The following is a 26,944-nucleotide window of genomic DNA, read 5'->3' as shown; positions in this document are numbered from 1 at the left end:
GGCGCTGATTCGCTGGGGCATCTACTAATGGATGCCCCCGCGAGCATGAGAACGCGGCCAATTGGCCACTGACTATCGCGCTCTATCTGTCATTGGCCGAACTTTTTTCCACCACGTCGACAGCACCCATTCGTCGGCGGCGAAATAAAGCGGAAGGTTCGCGGGATAGTCGAGGTCGCGACTGTATGCGATGCGGTGGCTTGCGGAATACCAGTGCGGTATCACGTAGTACCCATTCATCAATACCCGGTCGAGCGCGTGCGTCGCATCGGCAAGTTGCTCATGCGTTTGTGCCGATACCACTCGTCGCAGAATGGCATCGATAGCCGGCGACTTTACGCCGAGCAGATTGTCGGAGCCCTGCTGATCCGCATACTTGCTGCCGAAACGCGAAAGCTGTTCAGTACCCGGCACCTGGACATCGGGCAATCGCACGGTTGTCATGTCGAAGTCGAACGCGTCGAGGCGCTTTTGCACGAGTGCAAAATCCGCGGTGCGGAAATTCATCGTAATCCCCAGCTTCTGCAGATTGCGGCCGAACGCGGCGGCGACCGGCTCCATTGACGTGCCGCTACCGCTGTCGCCGAGAAGTTCGAATACGAACGGCTGCCCATTCATGTTGCGCAGCGCCCCGTTGCGATAAGTCCAGCCCGCCTGCGCCAGCAGTTGGCGCGCCTTGACGAGATTGGCGCGCAGCGAACCGGGCGGATCGGTGTCGGGCTGTTGCGGCATGTCGCCGAACACGGCCGGGTCCAGATGTCCGCGCAGCGGTTCCAGAATCGCTAGCTCGCCTTCGCCTGGCTTGCCGGTCGCCTGCAAGTCCGTGTTGGCAAAGAAGCTGCCAGTGCGCTTGTACTGGTCGAAAAATAGTTGGCGGTTGAGCCACTGGAAGTCGAGCGCGAGATCGAGTGCCTGACGTACCCGCACGTCGCGGAAAATCGGCCGTCGCAAGTTGATGAAGAAGCCTTGCATGCCCGCGCCGTTGTGATGGGGAAACTCGCGCTTGATCAGCTCGCCGCTGTCAAAGCGCCTGCCGACATCGCGCCGCACCCAACTCTGCGCGACGTTCTCGACGAGCACGTCGTACTCACCTGCCCTGAACGCCTCCAGCTTCGCGACTGCGTCGGAATACAGCTGGTAGTCGATGCGTGCAAAGTTGTGCGTACCCACGCGCACCGGCAGCGAGGCGCCCCAGTAATTGGGGTTGCGCCTGTAACTGATGGTGCGGCCGTTGTCGTATTTGTCGATCAGATAATCTCCGCTCGCTATCGGCTTCTCGAACGCGAGTTGATCGAAAGGAATGCGCGTGCCGTCCGGCCTCATGCCCCACTTGTGCGAAAACACCGGGATTCCGCCCGCGAGCAGCGGCATTTCGCGCGTCGCGACCTTGTAATCGAAACGGATCGTGAGGCGGTTGACGACCACGGCCCGCGCGATCTGCGCGAAGTACACCGAGAACTGCGGCAGAGCCTGCGGACTCTTCAGCGTGTCGAACGAGAACCTGACGTCCTCGGCCGTGACCGCGTCGCCATTTGAAAAGCGCGCTTGCGGATTGATGTGGAAGGTGGTCGAAAGGCCATCTGGTGCCACGTCGATGTCGTCGGCGAGCAGGCAATACGCGCTCGCGACTTCGTCGGAACTGCCGGTGGTCAGGCTCTCGAACATTAGCCCGAGTCCGGGCGCCGGATTGCCGCGCAGCGTGAACGGGTTGAATTTATCGAAGCTCGTGAGGCGATCGGGGTTGGCAAGGACAAGCGTGCCGTCGCGCGGTGCGTCGGGGTTCACGTAATCGAAATGCTTGAAGTCCGCCGGATATTTTGGCTCGCCATATTGTGCGATGGCGTAGACAGCGCACGCCTGATTCGTGATCAGCACGGCCGATCCGCCGAGCACGAGCGCGACCAGCAGGCGCCGGATGTCGCGCGCGCGAAACCTCGTGTGAGTCATAAACTCCCTTGGCGCAAGGCTCCAATTTGTAGGTGAATTGGACCGCCACGCGCCGCCGGCGTTTCATGCAGCAAGTCGCCATCTCGACGTTTCTTGCGTCGAGACGGCGTGATCGGGCGCCCGCCGTCAGCGCCGTCCAGCTCGCAAGGGCGGGAGCCCCGGTTGCGCAAATCGCGCAAATCTGCGCAGGTCAGTCCGCATGCGGCGACGCCGCAGCCGGCGACAATTCCGCGAGCAGCGACATCAGATATTCAATGTCCACCGGCTTGACGAGATGATGGTCGAACCCAGCGGCCTGCACCCGCAGATGATCGTCCGCCTGGCCGTAGCCCGTTACCGCGATCAGCACCGGCCGGACTTCGCCCTTCAGGCGGATCAGACGGGCGAGTTCATAGCCGTCCGTATCGGGCAGCCCAATGTCGAGCAACGCTGCGTCCACAGGCTCGGCTTCGGCTTGCGCGAGAGCGTCGCTGGCGCAGTATGCGACGCTGACGTGATATCCCTCGCCCTCGCAAAGCAGTGCGAGTGAGTCGGCGGCGTCCTTGTTGTCGTCGACGATCAACACATGCAGCGAAGCGCGCTCCGCATGCGAATGACCCCCGACCGACGGTTCGTCGTGCAGCGGCGCAGACACTTCGGGCGCGTGGCAGAGCGGCAGCCTGATCGACACCGTGGCGCCGCGGCCGGGTCCGGGACTTGCAATGTCGATCGAGCCGCCGTGCAATTCAACAAGCTTCTTCACGAGCGACAAGCCGATGCCGAGGCCGCCATGCGCCCGGTCCAGCGTTCGCTCGCCTTGCGCGAACAGATCGAAAATATGCGGCAGAAGATCGGGCGAGATGCCGCTGCCGTTGTCTTCAATGGTGACGGTGGCGAAGCGTTCGTCGGCGAGTGCGGTCACGCACACGTTGCCGCCGGGGTCCGTGTACTTGCACGCGTTGTTCAAAACGTTGACCAGAATCTGCGACAGCCGCAGCGGGTCCGCGTGGAGCCAGACCGGGGTGGGCGGCAGCCGCACGGTGAGGTGCTGGCCGCGCGAGCTCGCCATGGACGACACCGTTTCGAGCGCGCCATAAACCGCCGCGCCGACCAGTAGCGGCTCGCGTCGAAGCACGATGCGGCCGTGCGTGATGCGCGAGACTTCGAGTAAATCGTCGACGAGTTGCGCCATGTGATCGACCTGCCGGCTCAGCATGCCGACCAGTTCGCCAGCCTTCAGGCCGGCTTCTTTCTCTCGACGCAGCAGGGCAATGGCATTGCGCATCGGCGCGAGCGGGTTGCGCAGTTCGTGCGCGAGCATCGCGAGAAATTCGTCTTTGCGGCGATCCGTTTCGCGCAATGCGAGTTCCAGAGTTTTGCGCTGCGTGACATCCACGGCGCTCGCAATGACGCGCCACGGGCGGCCGTCGGCGTCACGCTGCAACACGGCCTGGCTTTGCAGCCAGCTTTCCCTGTTACCCAACGAAATGCGGAATTCCAGTGGTTTGTCGAATTCGCCAGTGAGCGCAACGCGGCGCATCGCTGCGTCCACCGACGCGCGGTCTTCGGCGTGCACGCGATGAAGCGCCGCGTCGTAGCTGAGCGCGCTCGGCGCGGCTTGCACGCCAGGCACCGGCTCGACGCTGTCCCAGCAGAGCGTCCAGGAATCGAGCGACAGATAACCAATCGTCATTCTGGCGGCGCGCATGGCCACCTGTAGGCGCAGATTGCGCTCTTCGAGCGCGGCGGCTGCGGCGCGTTCGTCAGTGACGTCCGTCGCCATGCAAAACCATTCGCGCAATGTGCCGTCGTCGTCGCGTAAAGGCGCGGCCCGCGCGACCAGGGTCCGCCAACTGGAATCGCGCCGGCGCAGCCGGAACGTCATCGAGCCCGGCATCTCGGCCTTCATGATCTGCGACCACTTCTCGCGAGCGCTTTCCTGGTCGTCCGGGTGAACGAGGTCGAGCCATTCGCAGCCCGCGGTCATGCCGTCCTGCGCCGCGAATGACTGCCAGTTGCCGAGCTGATGCGTCTTCCCCTGTGCGTCCGCGATCCAGGTGAGTTCGGAACTCGCTTCGACGAGTGCGCGATAACGCTGTTCGCTGCGTTCGCGCTGTGTCTGCGCGTCGTGCTGTTCGGTGATGTCGTATGTCACGCCGAATACGCGTTCGATTTCCGAGCCGGTTCCGCAGTCGGTCTCGCCGCGTGTTCGAAGCCACAAGCGCTGCCCATCCTCGGCCTGGATCGGAAAGTCCAGTTCGAAAGGCACACACTGATGCAGGCGGCCGGTCAGCTCGCGCGCGAACCAGGCGCGATGACTTTCGGGGATTCTGTCGAACAGCCATTGCAGCGGCACTTCCGCCTGCTCGGGATCGAGACCGTAGATCTGTGCCAATTGAGCGCTGATTCGCGCGGTGCGGCTGCCCATGTCCCATTCCCACGCGCCGACACGCGCCGCGTCCAGCGCGAAGCGCAGACGCCGTTCGCCGACCTCGTAGGCTTCGCCGGCCTTCACGAAGTCGTCGATGTCCATCGCGATGCCGCATGCGCCGGACACGACGCGCGCCTCGTCGAAGATCGGTCGTATGCGCAGTTTATGCCAGCGGTATTTACCGTCGAAACGCTGCAAGCGCGCATTGACCTTCACGCTCTCGCCGTCGGTGAGCGCGGTGCGCCATGCATCGTGCACTTTCTTGACGTCGCATTCGAGGACGAACTGGTCCCAGTGCAACGTCGTGTTGGGCGCGAACGGATTGCCGAGATATTTGCGGCAGGCCAGGTTGGCATAGGTAACGGTTCCGCGTGCTTCCGCAGTCCACACGAGAGCCGGAACCTCATCGGCAATATCGTTGTTGCTCATTGCGTTATCAATCGCACTGTTCGTACTGCTTCCAGGAGAACGTCTGCTCGCATCCCAAGTGAGATTGAAGCGCCGCCCAGCACGGGCTACGCGAAGTTAATCGTCGTTTGCACGGTGCCTGGCTGCTATTGGGGAAATCATGGGTTTGCGCATTCGCATTGCCGCACGCGCTGTTCCCGGCGTGGCCAATTCTGCAGACGTTTAGGCACATTCCGTCGATATCCCGCTCACCTGGCCTCATTGTGCTCCTGAAACCGGCTGTAATAATACGGCGTGCGTGCAGCGGTCATGTGGCGCCATAACCGCAAGAGATCAGACAATGCGGCGCCCATCGAGTGGGACAGGAGACGAGATGATCAAGACTTCGCCGGCAGGGTATGACTTGGGAAACTCACGTCGGCGAGGCGCGCGCAATGCGCTCCTGCCGCTTGCTGCGGCGCTGCTGTGCTGCGTTGCTTCAATCGAAGCGCGCGCCGCTGGTGCGCTGCCCGCGGGCGGAAGCTTCGTGCGTGGAAACGGCTCCATCAGCGGCGACGGCACGACGGTGACCATTAGTCAGGGTTCGAGCCGGGGCGTCGTTGACTGGAATAGCTTTTCGATAGGCGGCGGCAACCGCGTCGTCTTCGCCAACGGCAACGGCTCGACACTCAATCGGGTCACGGGCGGCTCTCCGTCCGCCATCATGGGTACGCTGACGGCCACCGGCAGCGTCTACCTGATCAATCCCCAAGGCACTCTTGTCGGATCGGGAGGCGTGATTTCGACGAACGGACGTTTCGTCGCGTCGACGCTCAACGTCGTCGACATCGACGCATTCATGAACGGCCAGCCGTTGACACTCGCGGGCAACTCCGGCGCGAGCATCGTCAACATGGGCACGATCGCATCCGGCACCGGCGACGTGTTTCTCATCGCGCGGCAACGGGTGGCCAATGCCGGCACGATCAGCGCGCCGAATGGCACGGTGGAACTGGCAGTCGGACAGCAGGTGTTGCTGCAGGACTCGTCCTCGGGCAGGCAGGTCTTCGTGCAACCGGGCCAGCAGGGCGCGGGCGGGACCATCGCGAATAGCGGCTTGATCGAGGCGGCGCAGGTCAGCCTGCAAGCCGTCGACGGCAACATCTACGCGCTTGCCGGCAACAATGAAGCGATCCGCGCAACGGGCACGACCACGCGCGACGGACACGTGTGGCTCGTTGCGGGACACGGCACGCTGCAGCCAGGCGGCACGATCGAGGCAACCGGCGGCACCGTCGACATGAGCGCGGACACGGTGGCATTTCCAACCCGCGGCGCCACGGTCCGGGCTAACCAGTGGAACATCGCGACACCGGCATTCACCGTAGACGGCAACGCGGCGCAAGCGCTTTCCGCGAGCCTCGGCACCGGCACATCGGTTAACTTGCAGACGACCGGCGGGAACGGCAGCACCGGCGACATCAACGTGAACTCGGGAATCGGCTGGCAGGGCAACGCCTCGTTGACGCTTGCGGCGTATCGCAACCTGACGATCGCACAAGGTGCAACCATCGGCAACCAAGGCGGCGGGAGCCTGAAGTTGCGCGCGGACTCCGCCAGCATCGACAACGGCGGCAGCGTCGCCAATCGCGGTGTGATCGACTGGTCGCGCAGTACGGGCCTCGTCAATGCGCTCTACGACATGAACGGGACCTACAGCCCCGGCACGCTGCTGGCCAATACCGCATGGACCGCGGCGGCCGGCAGCGGCCAGATCTCGCAGATCACCGCCTACAAGCTGGTCAATAACGTAACGGACCTCCAGAACATTTCTCAGGATCTGGCGGGTAATTACGCGCTTGGCACGGACATCGACGCGACCGGCTATACATTGACGCCGATCGGCAACCATACGACGCCCTTCACCGGCCAGTTCGACGGCATGTGGCACAACGTGCGCAACGCAAAGATCGAGATTGCCGACTTCAGCAAGGATTATTCGTCCGGCCTGTTTGGTCTTGTCGGGCAGACCGGCGTGCTGCGCGATGTCGGCGTGGAAGACGGTTCGGTGAGCACGAGCCACTCAGGCAGCGGCCTGCTGGCCGGCGTGAACCAGGGCACGATTGCGAATGCGCATTCGACCGGCGTGGCCATCGAACTCTTCCAGAACGGCACCACGTTCGGCGGGCTGGTAGGCCGCAACGACGGCAATATCGAGCGCTCGTGGAGCAGTGCCTCCGTCTCGGGCTCGGACGCGAACGGCGGACTCGTCGGCTACAACCTCGGTTCGATTACGCAGTCGTATGCAACCGGCAGCGTCAGTCCGGTTTTCTCGACGGGCTACGGCGGCGGGCTGGTCGGCATCAACGAAGGAACCGTCGCGCAGTCGTTTGCGACAGGCGCGGTTCAAACGCAACGCATGCCGACGCACGGCGTGATTGCGTTCGGCTCGGGCACGCTCGCGCCGGACGTCTACTGGAACAAGGAGACGACAGGGCAGCCCGCGAGTGGCGGGAGCTTGCCGCCGTCGAACGGCCTGACCACCGCGCAGATGAGCGACCCGGCGAACTTCGCGGGTTATGACTTCGGACCGAACGGCGTATGGGCGATGCCGTCTGGCGCGACGCAACCCGTGTTGCGCTGGCAGCTTGCCCATTAGGCGGCGCACTTCATTCGCGGATGAACCGTCGCGCGTGCCGCCCGCACGGTGGGCGCTGGTGACGTCATGCCTGCTGGCGGCTTTTCAGTCTTCGCCAGTGGTCGCGCAGGCCTGGCGCGACGTCGCTCCGCGGCCGGCGCCGCCCACTCCGCGCAGCGCGCCATCGCAACCTTCCGCGCAGTCCGACGCGCAATCCGCGCAGATCGCGGTGACAAAGCTCGAAGGTCTGGTGTTCGAACCCGCGGGCGCGAATGCGCCAGCGGCTGCCCCACACCCAGGTATTGCCGCCGAGTCGTTGCCCGAACTGGACCCGGCTTTTCTTCGCACGTTCGAGACCGATCTTGGCGAGCCGCTCACTTTTGGACGGCTCACTGAAATCCGCCGCGCCGTGGTCGAGCACTATCGGGCCGCCGGCAAACCGCTCGTTGATGTCTTTGTGCCCGAGCAGGACGTAAGCTCAGGCGTCGTGCGTATCGCGGTCGCGGAATTCCGCCTGGGGCAATTGCGCACGAGCGGCAACCGCTACTTCTCCGACGATCTGCTGAAACGCGAAATGCCGCTCGAAGCGGGCGGGCCGATTCTGCAATCGGACGTGTCGTTGGGTCTGGCCGTACTCAACGCAAATCCTTATCGACGCGTGGATGCGGTCTTCGCGCCAGGCGAAGCGGCGAATTCGACCGACGTCATCTTGCAGACCGACGACCGTCTGCCGCTGCGGGTGAACGCCGGGTACGACAACGCGGGCGTGCGCGACCTCGGCCGAGACCGTTTTTTCGCAGGTGTCGACTACGGCAATCTGTTTGGGCTGGACCAGCACATCGCATATCAATTCACGGCCAGCAATGATTTTTTCAGCGGCAATCCGGACATTGAAGGACGCGCCAATCGCGCGCGTTTCACCGCCCACGCGCTGAGCTATATCGCGCCTCTGCCGTGGCACGACAGCATCGAACTGTTCGGCGTCTATGCGCAAAGCACGCCGCGCCTGCCGGACAGTTATGGGCAAACCGGCATTTCGGCGCAGATGAGTTTCCGCTACGACTGGCGTTTGCCGACGACGGCGGATGCGGCGCAACTCGTCCAGTTCGGGTACGACTTCAAGCGCAGTAATAACGATCTGGAATTTGGCGGCTTTCAGGTGTTCAACTCGAACACGCACATACACCAGTTTCTGCTGACGTACGACTTCAGCAAGCCGGGCGATGCGGGAGCAGCGCATGCCTCCGCAACGCTTGTGGCAAGTCCCGGCAGATTGGACGGCTCCAACAACGACGCGGCGTTCGCCACGGCGCGGCACGGCGCGACGGTGCGCTATGCGTATCTGCAACTCGCTGCGCAGCGCGCTTTCGCGCTCGGCGGAGGCTTCACGTTGAGCGGACGAGGTGCGTTCCAGTGGACGCCGAACACGCTATTGCCAAGCGAGGAAATGGGGCTGGGAGGAGAGTCCAGCGTGCGAGGTTACGAGCCGTATGTCGTGCTGGGCGATCGCGGCTGGAACGTGCAGACCGAATTGCGCGCGCCCGCGCTGCCGTTCGGCACAAGCAGCGCGGCGGCGCAGCCCTTTGTGTTTATCGACGCCGGCCATGTGTGGAATCGCATCGACCAGCCTGCCGAGACAGGTAACGGGTCGCTGGTCAGCGTCGGCGCGGGGGTGCGTTTTCAATGGTCGCGTTTCGTCGATTTCCGCTGCACTTACGGCGTGCCGCTTCGTGCACCGACGCCGGGCGGCTCCAAAGCGCCGATGGTGCTTCTCTTCGTTTCAATCGGCAGTTAAAGCGCAAGCGGACACGGCACAAATCGCTGCCATTGAGTCTCGACAAATACTTAGCGTAACTGACGGCTAGTAATCGACGATTTTTCACTAGATCGGTTGCATATACTTGGCTTACGCGCGGGATGCTTGTCCAAAGTGCGTGAGCGCGGAGCCGTTCGCGTTCGTCTTGCGCGTCTGGGTCCCGGCAGGAAGTGAGGGGAACGTCATGGCGACATATGTTGTTCTTGCACAATTTACTGACCAAGGCATTCGCAACGTGAAAAACAGTGCGCAACGCGCTGGTCAGGCTGCGGAAATGGCCAGGAGCTTTGGCTGTGAAATGAAGGAGATCTATTGGACGATGGGGCAATACGACATTGTCACCATCGTTGAAGCACCGGACGAGCAGAGCTTTCTGTCGTTCGGCCTTGCGCTAGGTTCAGCGGGGAACGTCAAGACGCAAACGCTTCGCGCCTTCTCCGCCGACGAATTCAGCGCATGTATCGGCAAGCTTCCATAAGACGTTCGCATCAGCCTGACGAAGCGTGAGGCCTCACCGACTATTCATCCGTCGTGCGGCGATCGGAGGGCGCTTCGCATTCAACGGTGGCCGCATCGGATCTTTCAAACGTGAGGTCGACGGAACGCGCCCCTAACGGCCACGCCAGATTCAGCGCTGAACGCCTACCGCAGTTGCTTATGGAAGAACGTCGTACCGCAAAACCTTCCGTCAGGCATCAACGCATAGTTGGGCACGTCTCCTACGCGCTGCCAGCCTGCGCGCTCGTAAAGTCTCTCGGCGTCGCCGCCCGTAACCGTGTCGAGCACGAGCACGGACTTGCCGGCGCGCCGCGCTTCTTCGTCGACGGCTGTCATGAGCCGCGCGGCAATGCCTTGGCGCCTCGCCGCCCGGCATACGAGCATCTTCGCGACGTCCGCGCGATGCGGCTGATTTTCAGGTTGTGCAGTGACGAGTTGCACGGTGCCGACGAGCTTGCCGCCCGCGGATTCAGCGACAAGAAGGATTCTTTCGTTGCGCGCCACGCCATTGGCCACCTGCTTCCAGAATTGCAGCGCGGTTTCTTTCGCAATCGGCAACATGAAGCTGACTGACGCGCCTCCTTCGACGCAGTCAATCAGTAGTTCGGCGAGCCGATCGGCGTAGCGCATTGCTTCGTCAGCGCCGACGCGCCGAACGGCTATTGTTTCGGTCATCTTTCGCTCCGCGAGTCGAAGGGCAAAGTGCACAACGCTACGAGATAGCGAGCGCGCCGGCGCGACGTGTTACGAAAACGAATCGGGCTGTCCAGTTTCATGGTGAGACAGTCGCCGGTTTCGAGTTGCCATTGCCGGTCTCCCACCGTGATTTCCATCGAGCCGTCTATTAGCCATATCTGTTGGTGGATATCGGCGTCGCGCGCGCTTGTGTCGTAGCTCACTTCCTTGCCGCGCGGAAAATCCACTTCTACCAACTGGATAGGCGACCACGCGGGCGGCGACACGTTACGCCGTATGTATCCTGATACAGGGTCTTTCCATACCGGCTGATCGCGCAACGACGAATGCGGAGAAAGCTCGGCTGCTGAAGCAGCATCTGGATGCTCGAAGAGCGATGCGAGCGGAACGCCGAGTGCGGTTGCGAGTTTGTCGAGCACGACCGCGGTTGGACTACTTTCCCCGCGCTCGATAAGCGAGATGTTGGAGCGGCTCACCGAACTTCGGTCGGCGAGCGTCTCCAGCGACCACGCTTTTGCGTCGCGCAGTTCGCGAATGCGTCGCGCGATAATCTGGTGAACGTCCATGTTCCAGTTTAATGGATGCAGTTGTCCGGTAAACTAGACGGCATGGTCTGGCTTGTCAAGATCGTTAGCCGACGCGGAGCGACGCGTCGCATGCGGGCATAACCCGCTATGAGCCCGCGTTTGCAGCGGCTTGCTCGTCGCGCGCATATTGGGTTGGCGGCCGGCCGACGTGCCGCGTGAAGGCGACGCTAAATGTGCTTGCGGAACTGTAGCCGACGCGCTCTGCAATCTCCGCGATGCGTCCCGCGCTCCGTCGCAGCATGTCCTTTGCGAGCGCCATGCGCCAGGTGAGCAGATATTGCATCGGCGCTACGCCGACTTCGCGACTGAACCGTTCGAAGAACGTCGAGCGCGAGAGGGCGGCCTCTTTCGCAAGCTCGGCGACCGTCCACGCGTGCGTCGGGCGCTGGTGCATGCCGCGAATCGCGGCAGCGAGGCGGCAGTCGGAGAGCCCGCAAACCAGACCCGGCGATGCGTTGGTTTTTGCGGACGAGCGCAGCGCCTCGATCAGCAACACCTCCAGCAGTCGCGAGAGCACGACTTCACGCGCGGGCCGCTGCTCGCGCGATTCTTCCCGCACCAGGTCAACGAGCGTGGCGAGCCGCTGCTCGCCACGCACATGCACGAGTTGCGGCAGCAGCGAAACCAGCAGCGACGCATCCGGTGAACCGAAGGTGCAATGTCCCGCCATCATTCGTGCGTCGATGCTGTTGCCAGGCGCGCCGATTCTGAACTCGCCATTTCCGAGCGCGATGGGCGCGGGCGTCTCGATGCCCGGCGGTGGAGGCTGGAGGCTCGACATGGCGACGCCGTAGGCTGCGGGAATCAGCACGAAATCGCCGGACGCTAATTCGATTGGATCGTGCCCGTCGATCGCGATGCGGCATCCGCCTTCGAGTATTACGCAATAGAACGGTTGCCCCGCTTCCGAGCGACTGATGCGCCAGGGGCTCGCGCCGAAAACCAGCTTCGAGAATCGCGCACTCGGCTGCAGCAGCGTCACCACTTCGGCAAGTGGGTCGGTCATGGTCGGACTCTCGCAAATGAAATTCGGACGTTTGATTGTAGCGAGTACGGACCGAGCAATCTATCGTACGAGCAGTCGCCAACCTTTCCCACAGGAGTTTCAATGCAAACCGTCCTTATCACTGGCTGCTCTTCCGGTTTCGGTCGTGAGATTGCCCGCTATTTTCTCGCTCACGACTGGAACGTCGTGGCGACCATGCGCTCGCCGCGCGCGGACGTGCTCCCGCCTTCGGACCGCCTGCGCATACTGGCGCTTGACGTTACGAACCCGGACAGCATCCGCGAGGCCGTGGAGGTGGCGGGGCCGATCGACGTACTCGTCAACAATGCGGGTGTCGGCGCGGCATCTCCGGCTGAGTTGACTCCGCTATCAACGGTGCGCGAGGTGTTCGAGACCAACACGTTCGGCACGATCGCAATGACGCAGGCAGTGCTGCCGCAGTTCCGCAAGCGCGGAGCCGGCGTTGTCGTGAACGTGACCTCGAGCGTGACGTTGAGGGCACTGCCACTGCTCGCCGCGTATCGCGCAAGCAAAGCAGCAGTGAATGCATTTACCGAGTCGATGGCGCTTGAACTCGAGCAATTCGGCGTTCGGGCGCGTCTGGTGTTGCCGGGTCGCGCGCCCGATACCCGCTTCGGCGAGAACGCGCGCGCCAACATGCACGGGTTTGAGCATGAGGCGTACGAGGATCTCGGCAAGAAGGTCTTTGCGCAGTTCGCGGATACGTCGTCGCAGATCACGCACGCGGAGGACGTCGCCGAAGCGGTGTGGCGCGCCGCGACCGATGCGTCAGCCCCGATGCACATTCCGGCCGGTGCCGATGCCGAAGCATGGGCGTCCGCGGCTCGCTGAGCGGCTACCTATCGTCGAACGAATTTGCCCGAAGCGATGCAGCGCCGCAACGACCGGTTTCCTGACCGACACTGGTCGTTGCGTGCGCGTGGCCCGCACTCTTTCACACAAGCCGCGATCCCCCGTCGACGTTGAGCGTCGCCCCGTTCATCCAGCCGTTGGTCATCAGAAAGAGGACGCTCGCGCCTGCTTCGTCCGCCGTGCCTAACCGCTTTAACGGCAGCGAATTGCGCATCGACTCGACAACCGCATCGCGGTTCGCGCCGAGTGCCTTGCTGAAGATCGGTGTGTCGATCGGCCCGGGCGACAACGTGTTGACGCGAACCGGCGCGAGTTCCAGCGCAAGGCCCCGGGCGAAAGCCTCCATCGCGGCGGAAGCAGCGGCGAGCACTGCCGTCCCGTTTGCGTTGGGGCGGTCGGCGAGCGCGCCTGAGATCAGCGTGATCGAACCGTCCTGGCTCAAACGATCGCCCACCGCGCGGACCGCATGGACCGCGGACCACATCCGCTCGTCGAACGCGCGGCGCAGATAGTCGACCTCGGCCTCGCGAACCTTGCCCGCCACGAAGGTGCCGGCCAGCAAGACCAGATGATCGACTCGCGCGATGTCACGCAGCACAGCTTCCAGCGCAGCGCCGTCGGTAACGTCAGCCGCGCGCCAGCCGTCGAAGCCGTGCTTCGTGGCCACTTCTTCCGTGCTCGCCGCGTTGCGACCGACCACGATCACATGTGCGCCGGCGGCCTTGGCCTGAGTCGCGGCCGCGAGGCCGATACCCGACGTGCCGCCGACAATCACCACGGTCTTGCCTTCGAGTTGTCCGCGCAGCGACTGGCCGTCTGCGACGTTGCTGAAAGTGCCGATGCTCGATGCGTTGCTCATGTTGTTCTCCGTTGAAGACGCCATCGCGGCGTCGTTGAAGAACAGATTAAATTGAAGCTGTGGCCTTGATAATTGGGCCGAGATTCGCTTTAATCATGCCACCATGGAACAAATCGGACTTGAACGACTAACGGGCCTGATCGCATTCGCGCGGGCTGCCTCGCTCGGCAGCTACACGGCGGCGGCGCGAGCGTTGTCGGTTTCGCCGTCGGCGGTCAGCAAAAGCGTGCAGCGGCTCGAGCAGCACTTCGGGTTGCGACTCTTCAGCCGGACCACGCGCTCGCTCACGTTGACGCCGGAAGGCCGCGACCTGCTCGAACGCGCGCAGCGCCTGCTGCGCGAAGCGGAAGACATCGAGCAGGCAGTGGTCGCCGCCCGCGCTGAACCCGCCGGCACCATAAAGGTCACGGCACCGCTGCCGGTTGGCGTAAATATCCTCGCGCCAGCGCTGCCCGGCTTTCGCGCGCGGTATCCAAAGGTGAATGTCGACCTGCGCCTCGGCGATCAGTATGTGGACCTCATCGCGGAAGGCGTCGATATCGCAATACGTGCTGGCGACCCCGGCGATTCGCGATTGATCTCGCGTCACCTTGCGCCCCACCGGCTAAGCACGTTCGCATCGCCCGACTATCTACGTCGACGCGGCGAGCCTCGGCATCCAGACGAGCTCAAGGCACACGAGTGCGTGAATTTCCGTTACCAGAGCACCGGTCAGGCGGCGCGGTGGCCGTTCCAGACGGGCAAGAGCGTGCTGGAGATTGTGCCGGACGCGCCCATTACCATCGACGTCAGCGACGCAGTTGCAGCGGTTGTGGTTGCGGGCGGCGGCATAGGCCTTTCGCCGACCTATATCGCGGCGCCGTATGTGAAGCGCGGCGAACTGGTACCGGTCATGTACGAGTTTGCGCACGCCCGCTTTCCGCTGACCGCGCTATGGCCGGAGAGCCGGCGCGGCAATCCGAACGTGAAGGCGTTCGTTGCGTTTCTCGCCGAAGTCTTTCCGTCTCCGGCTCCGTGGGACCAGCATATCGAGGCAGTTGCCCGCGCGCGCAAGCTTGAGCGTGGACAGTAAAGCGCGTTAGTCGAACGCCGGCGTTTTCCCAAGCGCCATTGCCATCGCCTGCAATGCAACCAGATAACCATTCGCGCCGAGACCGCAAATCACACCCGTCGCTGCACGCGAAATCAGCGAGTGCCGATACGTCTCGTCGCGTTTATGAATATTGGTGATGTGCAGCTCGATCAACGGTTGCTGGATGAGTTTCACGGCGTCGAAGACAGGGACCGACGCAAACGAAAAGCCCGCCGGATTGATGATCACTGCGGCGTTGCGCTCGAACGCCTCCTGCAACCAGTCGACGAGCGTCGCTTCGCTATTGGTCTGGCGGAAGTCACATGTCAGCGCCAGTTGCTCTGCGAGCGCCTCGACTCGCTGCTGTATCTGCGCAAGCGTGGTCGCGCCGTAGAGATGCGGCTCGCGCTTGCCGAGCATGTTCAGGTTCGAGCCGTTCAGCACATAGACGAGGTCAGTCATTATCGGTTTGCCTGTTTCGTAGAAGCGGAAGTTGCGTGATGCGTGTCGAGAAGGCGCGAAGCCGAGACAAGTCTCAGGTGTGGCGCCCATTGCCGATGCCGGCCGATACATAGCCCGCATCGCCCGTCACTGCAGAAGTGGAATCGGTGCGATTCATGTCGATGCCAAGCGTTTCGCGCGCCGTCAGGATCGCGATTAGCGAAATAACGTTGAACGCGACGCATACGGCCACGACGCCCCACGGCGACCCGTGGCAGACCGAGAACAGCCACACCGCGAGCACGGGCATCGGCCCCCCTGCGATGAGGTTCGCGCCGGTATAGGCGAGGGCCGAACCGGAATAGCGCACGTTAGTCGGGAAGGCTTCCGCGAATGCAACGGGTTGAATGCCGCTCTGGAACTGCGTGAAGCCCAGGAAAAAGCCCATGGCCGCGAGCATCGGCACGAAGCTCTTCGTGTCGAGAATCTGGAAGTAGACGAACAGCATCAGCAAGGTTGCCGTGGAACCGATGGCGAGCGCCTTGCGGCGGCCGATCCGGTCGCTCAGCATGCCGCCCGCGAGTGCCCCGACAATTGCGCAGACGTTCGCGCCCATTAACAGCAGAAAGCCGGTTTGCTTCGGGATGGCAAGCGTCTTCGTGATGTAGCTGAGCGAGAACACGACGATCAGATAAAAGATCGCGGCCGGTCCGCAGAAGAACAGCATCCAGCGCAGAACGGTTCGCCAATGCAGACGCAGCGCGTCACGCAGCGGACTGCTCACGTGCACGACCTCCGTTTTGCGCAACTCGACGAAGGCCGGCGTTTCGCTGACCTTCAGGCGGATATATACGCCGACGATCACCAACACGAAGCTCAGCACAAACGGTATGCGCCAGCCATACGAGTCGAACGCGCTCGCCGACATCGTGGACGCGAGCAACAGCAGCACGCCGTTCGCCATGATCTGACTGAGCGGCGAGCACAAGCCAAGCAGGCCGGAATACTTGCCGCGGCGATCCGCACTGGCGTGTTCGATCGCCATCAGCTGCGCGCCCGTCGATTCTCCGCCCAGTGCGAAGCCCTGCAGAATGCGCAGTACGACGAGCAGGATCGGCGCCCATACGCCGATGCTGGCATAGGTGGGCAGCAAGCCCATCATCATCGAAGCCAGACCCATCACCGTGACCGTGCCGAGCATCAAATTGCGGCGCCCGAGCTTGTCGCCAAGGTGTCCGCAGATGATCGCGCCGAGCGGACGCGCGGCGAGACCCACGCCGAACGTGGCCAGCGATGCCAGCAAAGCGGAAGTCGAGTCCATCGACGGGAAGAACAGTTTGGGTAGTACCGTTGCGGCTAATGCGCCGTAGAGCGTGAAATCGAACCACTCCAGTGCGGTGCCGATTGCGGCGGCGGTCACCGCGCGTGTGCGCATCGCTGAGGATGTGCTGTGTTGTGCGTCATGTGCCATGTTGTCTCCTTGACCTGCCGCCGTGCAAAACTTGCCGTGCGGAATATGGCGGAAGTGCCGACGGTCGCCGCCGTCCGCTGCTCTCGCGCTTTATGAATTGCTTTTCGCCGGGACTCCTTGGGGCGTTGGGAATCTCGTGAACCAAGGTTAGCATTGGTAGGTGGGACGCTATTCCAGGGTGGAATTCTGTTTCATATCGTGCAACCATTCGACTTCGCCGCGTTCCGCTGAGGCACGCGGATCTCCGGAGACAGATATGCCCGGCGTCACAGAACGCACCATGGCGGTCCTTGAATTCCTGGCTACGCAGATGGAAGGCACACCGCTCGCGCTGATCGCGGGCGAACTCGATATTCCGCGCAGCGCGTGTCACCGCCTGCTCGTCGATTTGAAGAATTGCGGCTATGTGCGGCAGTTGCGCGAGCACGGCGACTATGTGCTGACAACCAAGCTCGTCGGCTTGGGGTTGGGGTATCTCGCGACCTCGGGGATCGTGGATATTGCACAGACTGTGCTGGATCGCCTCGCCGAAAAATCGGGCGAACTGGTGCGGCTTGCGATAGTCGACGGCGACAGGCTGACGTGGGTCGCCAAGTCGCAAGGCGCATTGAAAGGCCTGCGCTACGACCCCGACATGGGCATGGACACGATCCTGTCGTGCAGCGCCACCGGCCACGCGTGGATGATGACGATGACCGACGAGCGAGCGCTCGAACTCGTCTCGCGGCAAGGTTTCGGGCAGCCCAAGCAGTACGGCCCGAACGCGCCGACGACAATTGCCGGCTTGTTGAAATTCGTTCACGCCGCGCGCGAGCGCGGCTATGCAACCATTAACGAAGTGTTTGCGCCCGGCATGACGGCAATGGCCGCGCCCGTCCTGCGACGCGGTTATCCCGCCATCGGCGTGATCAGCATAGCGGGACCGCTCGTGCGGCTCAACGAGAAGCGCATGGCGAGCCTCGGCCCGACGCTGCTCGCGGCAGCCGCCGAACTGGCTGCCGCCAGCCACGCATCGCCGCTATTCGATCGCGGACGCAGCTGACGTGGCCGGCGCGGCCGGCTGTCGCGCTTCGGCTCAACGCGGAATGAGCCGCTCGTCCTTGAGCCGGTCGAACAGTTCGAAGAAAGCGTCGGGCGTGCTCTGATAATCGAGGAATCCGGCCTTGCGACTCTTCGTCATATCGGTGAGCACTTCCATGGGACGCCCCAGATCGGCGTCCGTGTGCCACCACGACGCGAGCTTGCCGATATCGCTTTCGCGCAGATCGAACTGTGCGGCAATGTCGGCCCATTGCTTGCCCGCATCCTGCATGCGATTCTCGAGCGGGCGCACGACGCCGTCGAACGGTGCCGCTTCCACCCCGAAGTATTCCGCGAGTCGCGGCCACAGCCATTTCCAGCGAAACACGTCGCCGTTGACCACGTTGAAGTCTTCATTGCGCGCATTCGGCGAGGTGGCGGCCCATTCGAGATGCCGTGCGAGAAGGCGGGCGTCGGTCATGTCGGTGAGACTTTCCCATTGCGCGGCGGAACCCGGGAAGACGAACGGTTGACCCGTGTGTTTGCACAGCGTTGCATAGACGGCGAGCGTCATGCCCATGTTCATCGCGTTGCCGATCGCGAAGCCAATGATCGTGTGCGGGCGATGCACACTCCAATTGAAGCCATATTTCGCGGCGGCATCGAAGAGGCGGTCTTCCTGCTCGTAGTAAAAGTTATCGACGCTCTGACGTCCCTGCTCCTCGCGAAAAGGTGTGATGGGCACGGTGCCCTTTGCGTAGGCCTCGAATGGGCCGAGATAGTGCTTGAGCCCGGTAACGAGTGCCGCATGCCGCAATGTGCCCGTCGTGCCGAGCGCGTCCAGCACATGCTGCACCATGCCGCCATTCACGCGGATATTCTCCTGCTCTGTGGCTTGCCGCGCCCAGGCGGTGAAGAACACGTGGGTGAAAGTCTTGCCGGCTAGCGCCGCGCTAACGGATTGCGTGGAGGTCAGGTCGGCGGTGATGGCTTCGATGCCGGACGGCACGGCCGTGCGACCGCGCGAGAGGCCCGCCACGTTCCAGCCGGTCGAGCGCAACTGGTTGGCGAGATTGCTGCCGACGATACCGCTTGCGCCGATAATGATTGCGCGTTTTTCCATGAGAGAGATAGTCAAGTAAGTGAATTCCTGTCGACCCGGGCGGGTTCTGCGACCGGCCGTTACCCGGGAATGAAGCGCGTCTCCCGAAAGCCGCGTTATAAGCCGTCGAACTGCAATAGCTCAGGCGGCGCGCCGTTCAAAGCAGATTGCAGCAAGCGGCGGACCGCGGCATATCACGTCGTCCGCAGGTTGAAGCAGGGCAAGTGCAGCGTGCCGATCCAATCGTCAAAGCTGCGGATCGAGTAGCGCGACTGTGCGTTCCAGCAGTTTTTCGACGAGCGGACGACGGCGCCAGTCTTCGAGTGTAATGCGTTTCGCGTGAACGACGTCGCCGTCGAAAATCGCTGTCTGCCGGCGCGCGAAATCACGATCGTAGATGTTGAGATTGGCCTCGTCGTTGAGTTTGAACGAGCGGCTGTCGAAGTTGGTCGAGCCGACCGACACCAGATACTCGTCTACGACAATCACCTTGCAGTGGTACATGGTTGGCTGGTACTCGTACATTTCGACGCCTGCCGCCAGCAGGTCGCCCCAGCATGCGCGCGATGCCTCGCGCACCGTGCGCGTGTCGATATGCTTGCCCGGCGTGACGACACGCACCCTCACGCCGCGCTTGGCGGCCTCGACGATCGCGTTGATCGTCAGTTTGTCGGGTACGAAGTAGGCGCTCGAGAGGTGGATGGAATGCGTCGCGGCGGTGATCGCCATGAGGTACATCAGCTGCATGTCGTCGCTGCCGCCCGAGGGCGAGCTGCTGAACATATGCGCAAGGCCGTCACCGGCGGCATCGATCTCTGGAAAGTATTGCGAGCCGTGCAGTACGTTTCCGGTTGCCTTGACCCAGTTGTCCATGAAGACGGCCTGCATCTGTCCGACCGCCGGGCCTGCGACGCGAAAGTGTGTGTCGCGCCAGTGCTTCTCGTCCTGCGCGTGACCGGTCCATTCGTCGGCGATACCCACGCCGCCCGTGTAGCCGATGCGTCCGTCGATCACGAGCAGCTTGCGGTGCGTGCGATCGTTCATGCGGCCGAGGCCCGTCCAGTGCGGCTTGTGATACTGGATGACTTCGGCCCCCGACTCGCGCAACATCTCCAGATAGCGCTTATCCATCTTCGACGAGCCGACCCAGTCGAGCAGCACATGCACCGCGACGCCCGCACGCGCCTTCTCGGACAATGCATGCGCAATCTTTTCGCCGATAGCGCCAGACCAGTAAATGAAGGTTTCGAAGGTGATGGTGTGCTGCGCTGAGCGGATGCCTTCCATCATCGACGGAAAGATCTCGTCGCCATTCACGAGCACCTGGAATTGATTGCCCCCGACAACGGGCGGCCCGAGGAGCAGCCCCATCGAGCGGGTGAACTGAGGATCGTCGCTCGAGTAAAGCCTTTCGATCTTGTGCTCTATCTTCTTCTCGCCGCTCGTCAGATTCGCGATGACGAGCACGATGGCGAGCGTTACCGCGACCGTCAGGATGATCAGGGCAATCGTCGGCATGCGCAGCCTCCCGTAGCGGACGTCCGTCCGGAACCATAAGTGTACGGGCGTTTTGAGCAGCGGATGAGTCGGCAAGCCCACCATATTGCCTGTGCGTCGGCGGAGGACTGTGGAACAACGTGCGGCGATTCAATCGACCGCGCCTTTGCTCGCGCCGTTCACCGGATCTGGCCGATAGTGGTGAAGAAGTCGGCGCTCAAAGTCGAGTTGGCTTGCCCGGGCAGCGACCGGTTGCGAAACGAAAGCCCCAATTATCTAGCGGGACGCAACCTTCGCGAGAACCAGTGTGACAGCCCACAGCAGGAACGCGGCGATGCTGAACGCAAAGCCCAGTGCGCAGACGCCGGCCCAACCCGTGCGCGCAAATACGTAGGTAGAAGCTGCCGCGCCCAGACCGCTTCCCGCCGAATAAAAAAGCATGTAGCAACCGACCAGGCGACTTTGTGCTTCAGGCTGAAGCCGGAAGATCATGCTCTGGTTGATGACGTGGACCGCCTGGCCACCCATATCGAGCAACACAATGCCCGCGATCAACGCGAGCATGCTGTGCTGCATGAAGCCGATAGGCATCCACGACACGAGCAGGCAGACGAGTGCCGCCCCGGTAGTCCATTGTCCAAGACCGCGATCGGCAAGGCGCCCGGCTTTGGCTGCCGCCAACGCCCCGATTGCGCCGACCAGCCCGAAGGCGCCGATCTGCGTATGCGACATGGCAAACGGTGGGGCGCTGAGCGGTAATACAAGAGCGCTCCAGAAGGTGCTGAATGCCCCGAACATGAGGAGCCCGATCGTGCCACGCACCTGCAGAACGCGTTTCGATGCAAGCAGCGTGACCATCGACCGTAGCAATTCTGCGTAGCTCATTTTGACGGGGTTCACGCGCGGCGTGGGCAGCGCGATCCGCAGCACGACCAGCATGACGATTGTCAGCAGCCCCGATATCAGATAGACGGACCGCCAGCTGAGCAGATCGGTAATGAGGCCCGCGAAGCAGCGAGCTATCAGCAGGCCGATTACCACCCCGCTTTGAGCCGCGCCGACCACACGGCCGCGCTCCGATTCGTGCGCCAGCGCCGCTGCGTATGCAATGAGTCCTTGCGTCATGGCGGTACCGAGCATTCCGACTCCGACCATGCCGATCATCAGCATGAGCGGCGAGCCCGAGATTCCGGTCATGGTCAATGCGGCGGCCAGCAGTATCAGTTGCGCACCGATCAGGCGTTTCCGGTTCACGAGATCGCCGAGCGGGACGAGCAGCAGCAACGCCATCGCGCAACCTAGCTGGGTTGCCGTGACCACCCCGCCGACCGCTGCCTGCTGGATGCCGAAGTCTGCGGCAATCGCGTCGAGCAGCGGTTGCGCGTAATAGACATTGGCGACGCTCATCGCGCAACACACTGCGAGCAGTAGAACCAGCGCTGCCGGTATGGCGTGCCCCGCATGAACCTCGGGCGACCTGGGCCGGTCCGTCACAACGCACTGTGTGCATACAGAATCCATTTATCGTCCTTTGCGCAAACTGAAATGTAGTTGCAAAATGCAACTTAATGAAGTGTATTCACGCTTGTTTTAAAATGCAACTGGTTCGGGCGTGACGAAGTTTTCATCTCATCGTGTTGCGCGCGAGCTGAACGACAATGGTTTGGTCAACAGGAGGTGTTGCAGATGGCTGCGCGTAAAAGTCTTGCGGATTCGTCGTGCCCGGTGGCACGAGCGATTGATATCGTCGGAGACCGGTGGGCGCTGCTGATCGTGCGTGACGCATTCGACGGCGTACGCCGCTTCGGGCAATTCCAGGAGAGTCTGGACATTGCGCGCAACATACTGACGGACCGGCTGCGGCGCCTGGTCGAAGCGGGGGTGCTCGAAGCGGTCGCCGCGTCGGACGGCTCCGCCTATCAGGAGTACATCCTGACGCCGAAGGGCGAAGCGCTCTTTCCGGTGATCGTCACGTTGCGTCAGTGGGGCGAAGGCAACCTGTTCGGACGCGGCGAAAAGCGCTCGCAGTTGATCGATCGTGCAAGCGGCAGGCCGGTGCCTAAGGTGACACTACGCGGCGCGGATGGAGGCGCGCTGGCGCCGGCTGATACCTTCGTGAAGAAAGTCGCGGCGCGGGTCTAGGAACTGACTATACCGTCGGGTACAGGTAGCTAAAAATGTTCACCCTGGCGAGCCGCGGGACGCACGACACCGCTGCACCCTCTTGTAAAGTCGCCATCACGCTGTTCGATGCACTCGCCGAAGAAAGTCCAGCGTCAGCGCGGCGATCTGATCACTCGCCTCCTCGAGCGCGAAGTGGCCCGCTTCGAGCACATGCACTTCCGCGTCCGGAACGTCGCGCTGATAAGCATGCGCGCCCGACACCGTGAACGACGGATCGTATTTGCCCCACGTCACGAGCGTCGGCGGCTGGTGCTCCCGCAACCACGCCTGCCAGCGCGGATAGGATTCCAGATTCGTGCGGTAGTCGTAGAAGAGATCCGTCTGGATCGCGGCCTGTCCGGGACGCGCCAGAAAGTGTTGCTCGTCGTGCCAGTTGTCCGGATCGTAGCGCTGCGGATCGGGACTCGTGCCCACGTGGCGCAGCTTCAATGCGTCCGGCGACGCGAGATTGAGCCATAAGCGCTCTTCGTGCTGGGCGCGGTCTTTCCAGAACGCTTTGCGCGTTTCCCACAACGGTCCGAGCCCCTCCTCATGCGCGACCGCGTTCTGGACCACAATGCCGGTCACTTTTTCGGGCCTTGCCATTGCAAGACGGAATCCCACCGGCCCGCCGTAGTCGGCCATAAAGAGCACATAACGATCGAGCCTTAGCGCGTCGGTGAACTGTTCCATGGATCGCGCGAGATTGTCGAACGTGTACGCGTAGCGATCCGGCGAGGGCGCTTCGCTGTTGCCGAAGCCCGGATAGTCCGGTGCGACCAGATCGAACTCGCGTGCGAGGAACGGCATCAGCGGTTCGTACATTCGCGAGGATGACGGAAAGCCATGCAGCAGCAGAACAGTCGGCGCATCCTTCGGGCCGGCCTCGCGAAAGAAAATATCGACGCCATCGACGCTCACGGTCGGATAGCGGAAGGTACGGCGGGTTGCGTCCATGGTCGGGTCCTCCGGTTTAGGAATGCAGTTTCATGTCCGGTGCTCGCTTGCAGATTGTGGAGGCGGTGCGGCTTGAGCAGATTGACCGCCCGGCGCCCCAGCGCCTGATCGCCGATCACGCCGAGACCGAGCAGCAGTGCAGCGAGGAATGCGTGCCGACGCGGCGACATCGGATGGATTCAGTTCATTCGCTGACATGGGCATGCGCTCCGGCAAAAACCATGTCCTGCATGCTACCTGCACATCCATGATAGATAATCAGTCTGCCAACTGACTCTTCCTCCCATAAAAATGGATAATGGATCGTTACGCGATTTGGAAACCTTCGTCGCGATCGCGGAAGAGGGCAACCTGACTGCCGCCGCACGAAGGCTCGACAAGTCGTTGCAGGCGGTCAGCCGCTCGCTGCAGGTGCTGGAGCGCGAGGCGGGCACGCTGCTCGTTGCGCGTACCGCCCGTCAGCGCCGGCTTACCACTGCAGGCGAGAAGTTCTACGCGCGCATCAAGCAGGTGCTCGGCGATCTGGCAATGGCGCGCGCGGAACTTGCCGACTACGCGACGGCAGTGTCCGGGCGTTTGCACATCTGCGGTCCGACGCTGTTCGGTCCGCGCTATATCGCGCCGCTGCTGGCGGCGTTTCTCTCGCGCTATCCTGAACTCACGGCGTCGCTGGGTCTTTCCGAGGAGTACGACGACCCCGCGACGACCGGTGCGGACGTCACAGCAATCAGGCAATCAGCGTTGCGCCTTTTGCCTTTTGCAGCCGTTAGGCTAGTCTCGTACGAGCGCCAGATGGATTTTGCACTTCGGGAATAAAAATGACACGCCGGCAGTCTGCTGTTGGTCGGTCACACTTTGCCGTTACAGCAGGGATTCCGAGAGATGGCCGATCCGATTACCGTGCAGCGCTTCGAGAAGCTCGTGTTAGTTCATATGAATTCGGCCTTCAACGTTGCGCGTTGGCTCACGCATAACGACCAGGATGCACAGGATGTGGTCCAGGAGGCGTACCTTCGCGCGTTCAGGTTCTTTGGCGGGTTTCGCGGGGATGACGCGCGCGCGTGGCTATTGAGCATCGTGCGCAACACCTTTTACACGTGGTACCTCCAGAACCGGAGTCACACGGCGGACACCACGATGTTCGAGGAAGAAATGCATAGCCTCGAAAGTGGCGCCGCTGACCGGGACGATGGCCCGGAAACTGTGCTGATCCGCAGTCAAAGCCGGAAACGGGTGCACAAGGCATTGCAGAGTCTGAGCCTGGAGTACCGCGAAGTGATCGTGCTGCGCGAACTGGAAGATTTGTCGTACAAGGAAATTGCGGCCATCGTGGGCATTCCGATGGGCACTGTGATGTCTCGCCTCGGGCGCGGGCGCCGGCAACTCGCATTACTGCTCGCACCGACGGATGAGGAGGCATGATGGATCACGAACAGGCGTTGCAATTACTGCCGGGCTATATCGACGAGGAACTGAGCCTGTCGGAGGCGCTTGATTTCGAACGCCACCTCGCAACCTGCGAGGAATGCCGACAGATTTACGAGCAGGACCGTCAGGTCACCGCGCAACTCCGGCAGGCCGATTTGCGGATGGATTCACCGCCGGAGCTAGTGAAGCGGATCAAGGCTGCGCTGCCGGGGCGGCCTCCGCTCTGGCAACGGCTGCGTGACCAGTTAGGCGGGCCGTCCGCGGGCCGGTCGCTGGGTTGGTCACCGGTTGGCGCGATGGTGTTGAGCGTTGTCGCGCTGGTGGCAGGCGCGAGTCTGTTCGTCGCGGCGCCCTCCGGCGAGACGCGACTGACGGAGGAACTCGTCGACAGTCATGTTCGCTCATTGCAGGTCAACCATCTTTCCGATGTGATCTCTACGGACCGGCATACGGTCAAGCCCTGGTTCGACGGGAAGCTCGATTTTGCGCCGCCAGTAGTCGACCTCGCGCAGCAGGGATATCCGCTGATCGGTGGCCGGCTCGATTATCTGAACGGCCGCTCCGTTGCGGTGATGGTCTATCGCTACAAGTTGCACCCCGTCAATCTTTATGTGTGGCCAGGTAACGATGCAGGTGCACCGCCGCCGCGCATCTACGAGGAGAAGGGTTATCACGTCGCCCACTGGAGCGTCGGGGGAATGAATTACTGGGCGATCTCCGACGCCGGTCAAGCGGAGCTGAACGGCTTCGTAACGACTCTGCTTGCGCATCCAGCTTCGTAGCCGCAGCGCTGCACGCGCAATGTAATTGCAGCGGTGCAATGGGAGCCCGGCCATTGCGTTGTTACGCCGGTCGTCATGAACATTCCGAAAACGTGCAGCGTCAACCGGTCTGCATTAATTCGGCATGCTAAGCAGTATGGCTTGCGTTCGATCCCTGCTATGCAATGGCCTGGTGAACCGTGGCGTCTAAATGCAACGCAGCGACCGCCATGGGAATAAATCGAATTCCACTGCAGTCTACTCACTGAACGCAGCCGGCTGGTCCAGCCGCCTGCCTCGTCAACTCCATTGTGAGGTGAATATGTCGTCAGATCATCCATCCGATCCGTCGCGCCGGGGCGTACTCAAATGTCTCGCATTCGGTGGCGTGGGCACCGTGTTCGTATTAACCGGCGGTGTTCTGTCGCCGGTGGATTTGGCCCTCGCGGCCACACCCAAAGACGCTTCAGCAGGCTCGGGAGAAGTCCCGCTCTTCCTGCAGATCAGCGACTCTCACATCGGCTTCAAGAAGGAAGCGAATCCCGATGTCGCGGGCACGCTCAAGCAGACGATCGACTTCGTCAACGCGATGCCCGTTAAACCGGCGCTGACGATTCATACCGGTGACATCACGCATCTTTCGAGGCCCGAGGAGTTCGACCTCGCGGCGCAGTTGATGTCGGGCCTGAGTATTACCGAACTGCACACCGTGCCGGGCGAGCATGATGTCACTGATGGACCCGGCGCAGAGTATTTCAAACGTTTCGGTCAAGCGTCGGACAACAAGGGTTACTACAGCTTCGACCACAACGGCGTGCATTTTGTTGGTCTCGTCAACGTCATGCACTTCAAGCCTAATGGTTTGGGAAGTCTGGGCGATGAACAACTCGAGTGGCTGGAGAAAGATCTCAAGGGCCGCTCTTCCAGCACGCCGATCGTCGTCTTCGCGCACATGCCGATGTGGACGATCTACGAACCGTGGGGTTGGGGTACTGGCGATGCAGGACAGGCCATGAGTTATCTGAAGCGCTTCGGGTCAGTGACCGTGCTAAACGGCCATATCCATCAGATCGTATCGAAAGTGGAAGGCAACGTGACTTTCCATACCGCTCGCTCGACAGCCTACCCGCAGCCGACGGCTGGCAACGGGCCGGGACCCGGGCCGCTTACGGTGTCCAGTGCGGAACTCCCGCGGATGCTGGGCGTAACGAGCGTCAAGATTATGAGGCATCCGGTGAGAGCTACGCTCGCCGATACGACGCTCGTCTGACTGAAGACTATGCCTATCAACGAGGATCCCATCATGCAAACGACT

At 62.2% G+C, this 26,944-nt stretch carries 23 protein-coding genes; 11 read left to right on the top strand and 12 right to left on the bottom strand.

Going from position 1 to position 26,944, the window contains the following annotated elements; all coding sequences use genetic code 11:
• Positions 1-72: 72 nt before the first annotated feature.
• Complete coding sequence (locus BCA01S_RS21890; protein ID WP_027778762.1) at positions 73-1,947, bottom strand: extracellular solute-binding protein; 1,875 nt, start codon at positions 1,945-1,947, stop codon at positions 73-75.
• A 190-nt stretch (positions 1,948-2,137) separates the two neighbouring features.
• A complete protein-coding gene (locus tag BCA01S_RS21885; protein WP_027778761.1) occupies positions 2,138-4,786 on the bottom strand; it encodes a PAS domain-containing hybrid sensor histidine kinase/response regulator in 2,649 nt (882 codons plus the stop codon).
• Between the two features lie 352 nt (positions 4,787-5,138).
• On the opposite strand from BCA01S_RS21885, the gene BCA01S_RS21880 reads away from it, so the two are divergent.
• The 3 genes from BCA01S_RS21880 (at position 5,139) to BCA01S_RS21870 (ending at position 9,676) form a co-directional block, all read left to right on the top strand.
• On the top strand, positions 5,139-7,403 hold the full coding sequence (locus tag BCA01S_RS21880; protein ID WP_027778760.1) for a two-partner secretion domain-containing protein: 2,265 nt from the start codon (positions 5,139-5,141) through the stop codon (positions 7,401-7,403).
• Positions 7,404-7,461: 58 nt separating this feature from the next.
• Positions 7,462-9,177 (top strand): ShlB/FhaC/HecB family hemolysin secretion/activation protein, encoded by a 1,716-nt coding sequence (locus tag BCA01S_RS21875; RefSeq protein WP_425176582.1) that lies wholly within the window; start codon positions 7,462-7,464, stop codon positions 9,175-9,177.
• Positions 9,178-9,382: 205 nt separating this feature from the next.
• Complete coding sequence (locus BCA01S_RS21870; protein WP_027778758.1) at positions 9,383-9,676, top strand: GYD domain-containing protein; 294 nt, start codon at positions 9,383-9,385, stop codon at positions 9,674-9,676.
• Positions 9,677-9,840: 164 nt separating this feature from the next.
• Here the strand turns inward: BCA01S_RS21870 and BCA01S_RS21865 are convergent, their stop codons facing one another.
• From BCA01S_RS21865 to BCA01S_RS21855, 3 genes are all read right to left on the bottom strand, one after another.
• On the bottom strand, positions 9,841-10,371 hold the full coding sequence (locus BCA01S_RS21865) for a GNAT family N-acetyltransferase (RefSeq protein WP_027778757.1): 531 nt from the start codon (positions 10,369-10,371) through the stop codon (positions 9,841-9,843).
• Entirely contained in the window at positions 10,368-10,958 is a 591-nt protein-coding gene (locus BCA01S_RS21860; protein ID WP_027778756.1) for a helix-turn-helix domain-containing protein, read from the bottom strand. The genes BCA01S_RS21865 and BCA01S_RS21860 overlap by 4 nt, the downstream gene beginning before the upstream one ends.
• Before the next feature lie 106 nt (positions 10,959-11,064).
• A complete protein-coding gene (locus BCA01S_RS21855; RefSeq protein ID WP_027778755.1) occupies positions 11,065-11,985 on the bottom strand; it encodes an AraC family transcriptional regulator in 921 nt (306 codons plus the stop codon).
• A gap of 102 nt (positions 11,986-12,087) precedes the next feature.
• Here BCA01S_RS21855 and BCA01S_RS21850 point away from each other — a divergent pair, with 102 nt between their 5' ends.
• Complete coding sequence (locus BCA01S_RS21850) at positions 12,088-12,837, top strand: SDR family oxidoreductase (protein WP_027778754.1); 750 nt, start codon at positions 12,088-12,090, stop codon at positions 12,835-12,837.
• 103 nt (positions 12,838-12,940) lie between these two features.
• Here the strand turns inward: BCA01S_RS21850 and BCA01S_RS21845 are convergent, their stop codons facing one another.
• Positions 12,941-13,717: an SDR family oxidoreductase gene (locus BCA01S_RS21845; protein ID WP_042319101.1), complete on the bottom strand. Its 777-nt coding sequence runs from the start codon at positions 13,715-13,717 to the stop codon at positions 12,941-12,943.
• 103 nt (positions 13,718-13,820) lie between these two features.
• Between BCA01S_RS21845 and BCA01S_RS21840 the strand changes: the two genes are divergently transcribed.
• Positions 13,821-14,789: a LysR family transcriptional regulator gene (locus BCA01S_RS21840; protein WP_027778752.1), complete on the top strand. Its 969-nt coding sequence runs from the start codon at positions 13,821-13,823 to the stop codon at positions 14,787-14,789.
• Between the two features lie 6 nt (positions 14,790-14,795).
• On the opposite strand, the gene BCA01S_RS21835 is transcribed toward BCA01S_RS21840, so the two are convergent.
• Both BCA01S_RS21835 and BCA01S_RS21830 read right to left on the bottom strand, forming a co-directional pair.
• Positions 14,796-15,251, bottom strand: coding sequence for a type II 3-dehydroquinate dehydratase (locus BCA01S_RS21835; RefSeq protein WP_027778751.1), 456 nt, complete (start codon positions 15,249-15,251; stop codon positions 14,796-14,798).
• A 73-nt stretch (positions 15,252-15,324) separates the two neighbouring features.
• The gene (locus BCA01S_RS21830; protein ID WP_027778750.1) at positions 15,325-16,701 is read right to left on the bottom strand and encodes an MFS transporter; all 1,377 of its coding nucleotides are present in this window, start codon (positions 16,699-16,701) and stop codon (positions 15,325-15,327) included.
• Positions 16,702-16,957: 256 nt separating this feature from the next.
• On the opposite strand from BCA01S_RS21830, the gene BCA01S_RS21825 reads away from it, so the two are divergent.
• Positions 16,958-17,743 carry an IclR family transcriptional regulator gene (locus BCA01S_RS21825; protein WP_027778749.1) on the top strand — a complete coding sequence of 262 codons (786 nt, stop codon included), beginning with the start codon at positions 16,958-16,960 and terminating at the stop codon, positions 17,741-17,743.
• A gap of 33 nt (positions 17,744-17,776) precedes the next feature.
• Here the strand turns inward: BCA01S_RS21825 and BCA01S_RS21820 are convergent, their stop codons facing one another.
• The 3 genes from BCA01S_RS21820 to BCA01S_RS21810 form a co-directional block, all read right to left on the bottom strand.
• On the bottom strand, positions 17,777-18,844 hold the full coding sequence (locus BCA01S_RS21820) for an SDR family oxidoreductase (protein ID WP_027778748.1): 1,068 nt from the start codon (positions 18,842-18,844) through the stop codon (positions 17,777-17,779).
• A 225-nt stretch (positions 18,845-19,069) separates the two neighbouring features.
• On the bottom strand, positions 19,070-20,341 hold the full coding sequence (cls, locus tag BCA01S_RS21815) for a cardiolipin synthase (RefSeq protein WP_027778747.1): 1,272 nt from the start codon (positions 20,339-20,341) through the stop codon (positions 19,070-19,072).
• 255 nt (positions 20,342-20,596) lie between these two features.
• Positions 20,597-21,841 carry an MFS transporter gene (locus tag BCA01S_RS21810; protein ID WP_027778746.1) on the bottom strand — a complete coding sequence of 415 codons (1,245 nt, stop codon included), beginning with the start codon at positions 21,839-21,841 and terminating at the stop codon, positions 20,597-20,599.
• Positions 21,842-22,006: 165 nt separating this feature from the next.
• Here BCA01S_RS21810 and BCA01S_RS21805 point away from each other — a divergent pair, with 165 nt between their 5' ends.
• Positions 22,007-22,462, top strand: coding sequence for a winged helix-turn-helix transcriptional regulator (locus tag BCA01S_RS21805; protein WP_027778745.1), 456 nt, complete (start codon positions 22,007-22,009; stop codon positions 22,460-22,462).
• A 96-nt stretch (positions 22,463-22,558) separates the two neighbouring features.
• Here BCA01S_RS21805 and BCA01S_RS21800 read toward each other — a convergent pair whose 3' ends face one another.
• Positions 22,559-23,440, bottom strand: a complete 882-nt coding sequence (locus BCA01S_RS21800) for an alpha/beta fold hydrolase (RefSeq protein ID WP_027778744.1) — start codon at positions 23,438-23,440, stop codon at positions 22,559-22,561.
• Positions 23,441-23,755: 315 nt separating this feature from the next.
• Here BCA01S_RS21800 and BCA01S_RS35110 point away from each other — a divergent pair, with 315 nt between their 5' ends.
• The 4 genes from BCA01S_RS35110 (at position 23,756) to BCA01S_RS21780 (ending at position 26,899) form a co-directional block, all read left to right on the top strand.
• Positions 23,756-24,256, top strand: a complete 501-nt coding sequence (locus tag BCA01S_RS35110; protein WP_244146020.1) for a LysR family transcriptional regulator — start codon at positions 23,756-23,758, stop codon at positions 24,254-24,256.
• Positions 24,257-24,322: 66 nt separating this feature from the next.
• Positions 24,323-24,862 carry a sigma-70 family RNA polymerase sigma factor gene (locus BCA01S_RS21790; RefSeq protein ID WP_027778743.1) on the top strand — a complete coding sequence of 180 codons (540 nt, stop codon included), beginning with the start codon at positions 24,323-24,325 and terminating at the stop codon, positions 24,860-24,862.
• Complete coding sequence (locus tag BCA01S_RS21785) at positions 24,859-25,650, top strand: anti-sigma factor family protein (protein ID WP_244146019.1); 792 nt, start codon at positions 24,859-24,861, stop codon at positions 25,648-25,650. Before BCA01S_RS21790 ends, BCA01S_RS21785 begins: the two co-directional genes overlap by 4 nt.
• A gap of 301 nt (positions 25,651-25,951) precedes the next feature.
• Entirely contained in the window at positions 25,952-26,899 is a 948-nt protein-coding gene (locus BCA01S_RS21780; protein WP_027778741.1) for a metallophosphoesterase family protein, read from the top strand.
• Positions 26,900-26,944 lie beyond the last annotated feature (45 nt).

The organism is Paraburkholderia caledonica NBRC 102488, from assembly GCF_000685095.1.
GTDB classification, from domain to species: domain Bacteria; phylum Pseudomonadota; class Gammaproteobacteria; order Burkholderiales; family Burkholderiaceae; genus Paraburkholderia; species Paraburkholderia caledonica.
Note: the sequence above shows the minus strand (reverse complement) of the source record. Positions and strands in the feature narration are given on the sequence as shown.

Coding starts and splice junctions, on each gene's coding strand:
- BCA01S_RS21820 (WP_027778748.1), bottom strand. CDS start 18,844: ATGGAAAAACGCGCAATCATTATCGGCGCAAGCGGTATCGTCGGCAGC.
- BCA01S_RS21790 (WP_027778743.1), top strand. CDS start 24,323: ATGGCCGATCCGATTACCGTGCAGCGCTTCGAGAAGCTCGTGTTAGTT.
- BCA01S_RS21865 (WP_027778757.1), bottom strand. CDS start 10,371: ATGACCGAAACAATAGCCGTTCGGCGCGTCGGCGCTGACGAAGCAATG.
- BCA01S_RS21885 (WP_027778761.1), bottom strand. CDS start 4,786: ATGAGCAACAACGATATTGCCGATGAGGTTCCGGCTCTCGTGTGGACT.
- BCA01S_RS21855 (WP_027778755.1), bottom strand. CDS start 11,985: ATGACCGACCCACTTGCCGAAGTGGTGACGCTGCTGCAGCCGAGTGCG.
- BCA01S_RS21870 (WP_027778758.1), top strand. CDS start 9,383: ATGGCGACATATGTTGTTCTTGCACAATTTACTGACCAAGGCATTCGC.
- BCA01S_RS21840 (WP_027778752.1), top strand. CDS start 13,821: ATGGAACAAATCGGACTTGAACGACTAACGGGCCTGATCGCATTCGCG.
- BCA01S_RS21860 (WP_027778756.1), bottom strand. CDS start 10,958: ATGGACGTTCACCAGATTATCGCGCGACGCATTCGCGAACTGCGCGAC.
- BCA01S_RS21825 (WP_027778749.1), top strand. CDS start 16,958: ATGCCCGGCGTCACAGAACGCACCATGGCGGTCCTTGAATTCCTGGCT.
- BCA01S_RS21830 (WP_027778750.1), bottom strand. CDS start 16,701: ATGGCACATGACGCACAACACAGCACATCCTCAGCGATGCGCACACGC.
- BCA01S_RS21800 (WP_027778744.1), bottom strand. CDS start 23,440: ATGGACGCAACCCGCCGTACCTTCCGCTATCCGACCGTGAGCGTCGAT.
- BCA01S_RS21890 (WP_027778762.1), bottom strand. CDS start 1,947: ATGACTCACACGAGGTTTCGCGCGCGCGACATCCGGCGCCTGCTGGTC.
- BCA01S_RS21805 (WP_027778745.1), top strand. CDS start 22,007: ATGGCTGCGCGTAAAAGTCTTGCGGATTCGTCGTGCCCGGTGGCACGA.
- BCA01S_RS21835 (WP_027778751.1), bottom strand. CDS start 15,251: ATGACTGACCTCGTCTATGTGCTGAACGGCTCGAACCTGAACATGCTC.
- BCA01S_RS21845 (WP_042319101.1), bottom strand. CDS start 13,717: ATGAGCAACGCATCGAGCATCGGCACTTTCAGCAACGTCGCAGACGGC.
- BCA01S_RS21810 (WP_027778746.1), bottom strand. CDS start 21,841: ATGGATTCTGTATGCACACAGTGCGTTGTGACGGACCGGCCCAGGTCG.
- BCA01S_RS21785 (WP_244146019.1), top strand. CDS start 24,859: ATGATGGATCACGAACAGGCGTTGCAATTACTGCCGGGCTATATCGAC.
- BCA01S_RS21780 (WP_027778741.1), top strand. CDS start 25,952: ATGTCGTCAGATCATCCATCCGATCCGTCGCGCCGGGGCGTACTCAAA.
- BCA01S_RS21850 (WP_027778754.1), top strand. CDS start 12,088: ATGCAAACCGTCCTTATCACTGGCTGCTCTTCCGGTTTCGGTCGTGAG.
- BCA01S_RS21880 (WP_027778760.1), top strand. CDS start 5,139: ATGATCAAGACTTCGCCGGCAGGGTATGACTTGGGAAACTCACGTCGG.
- cls (WP_027778747.1), bottom strand. CDS start 20,341: ATGCCGACGATTGCCCTGATCATCCTGACGGTCGCGGTAACGCTCGCC.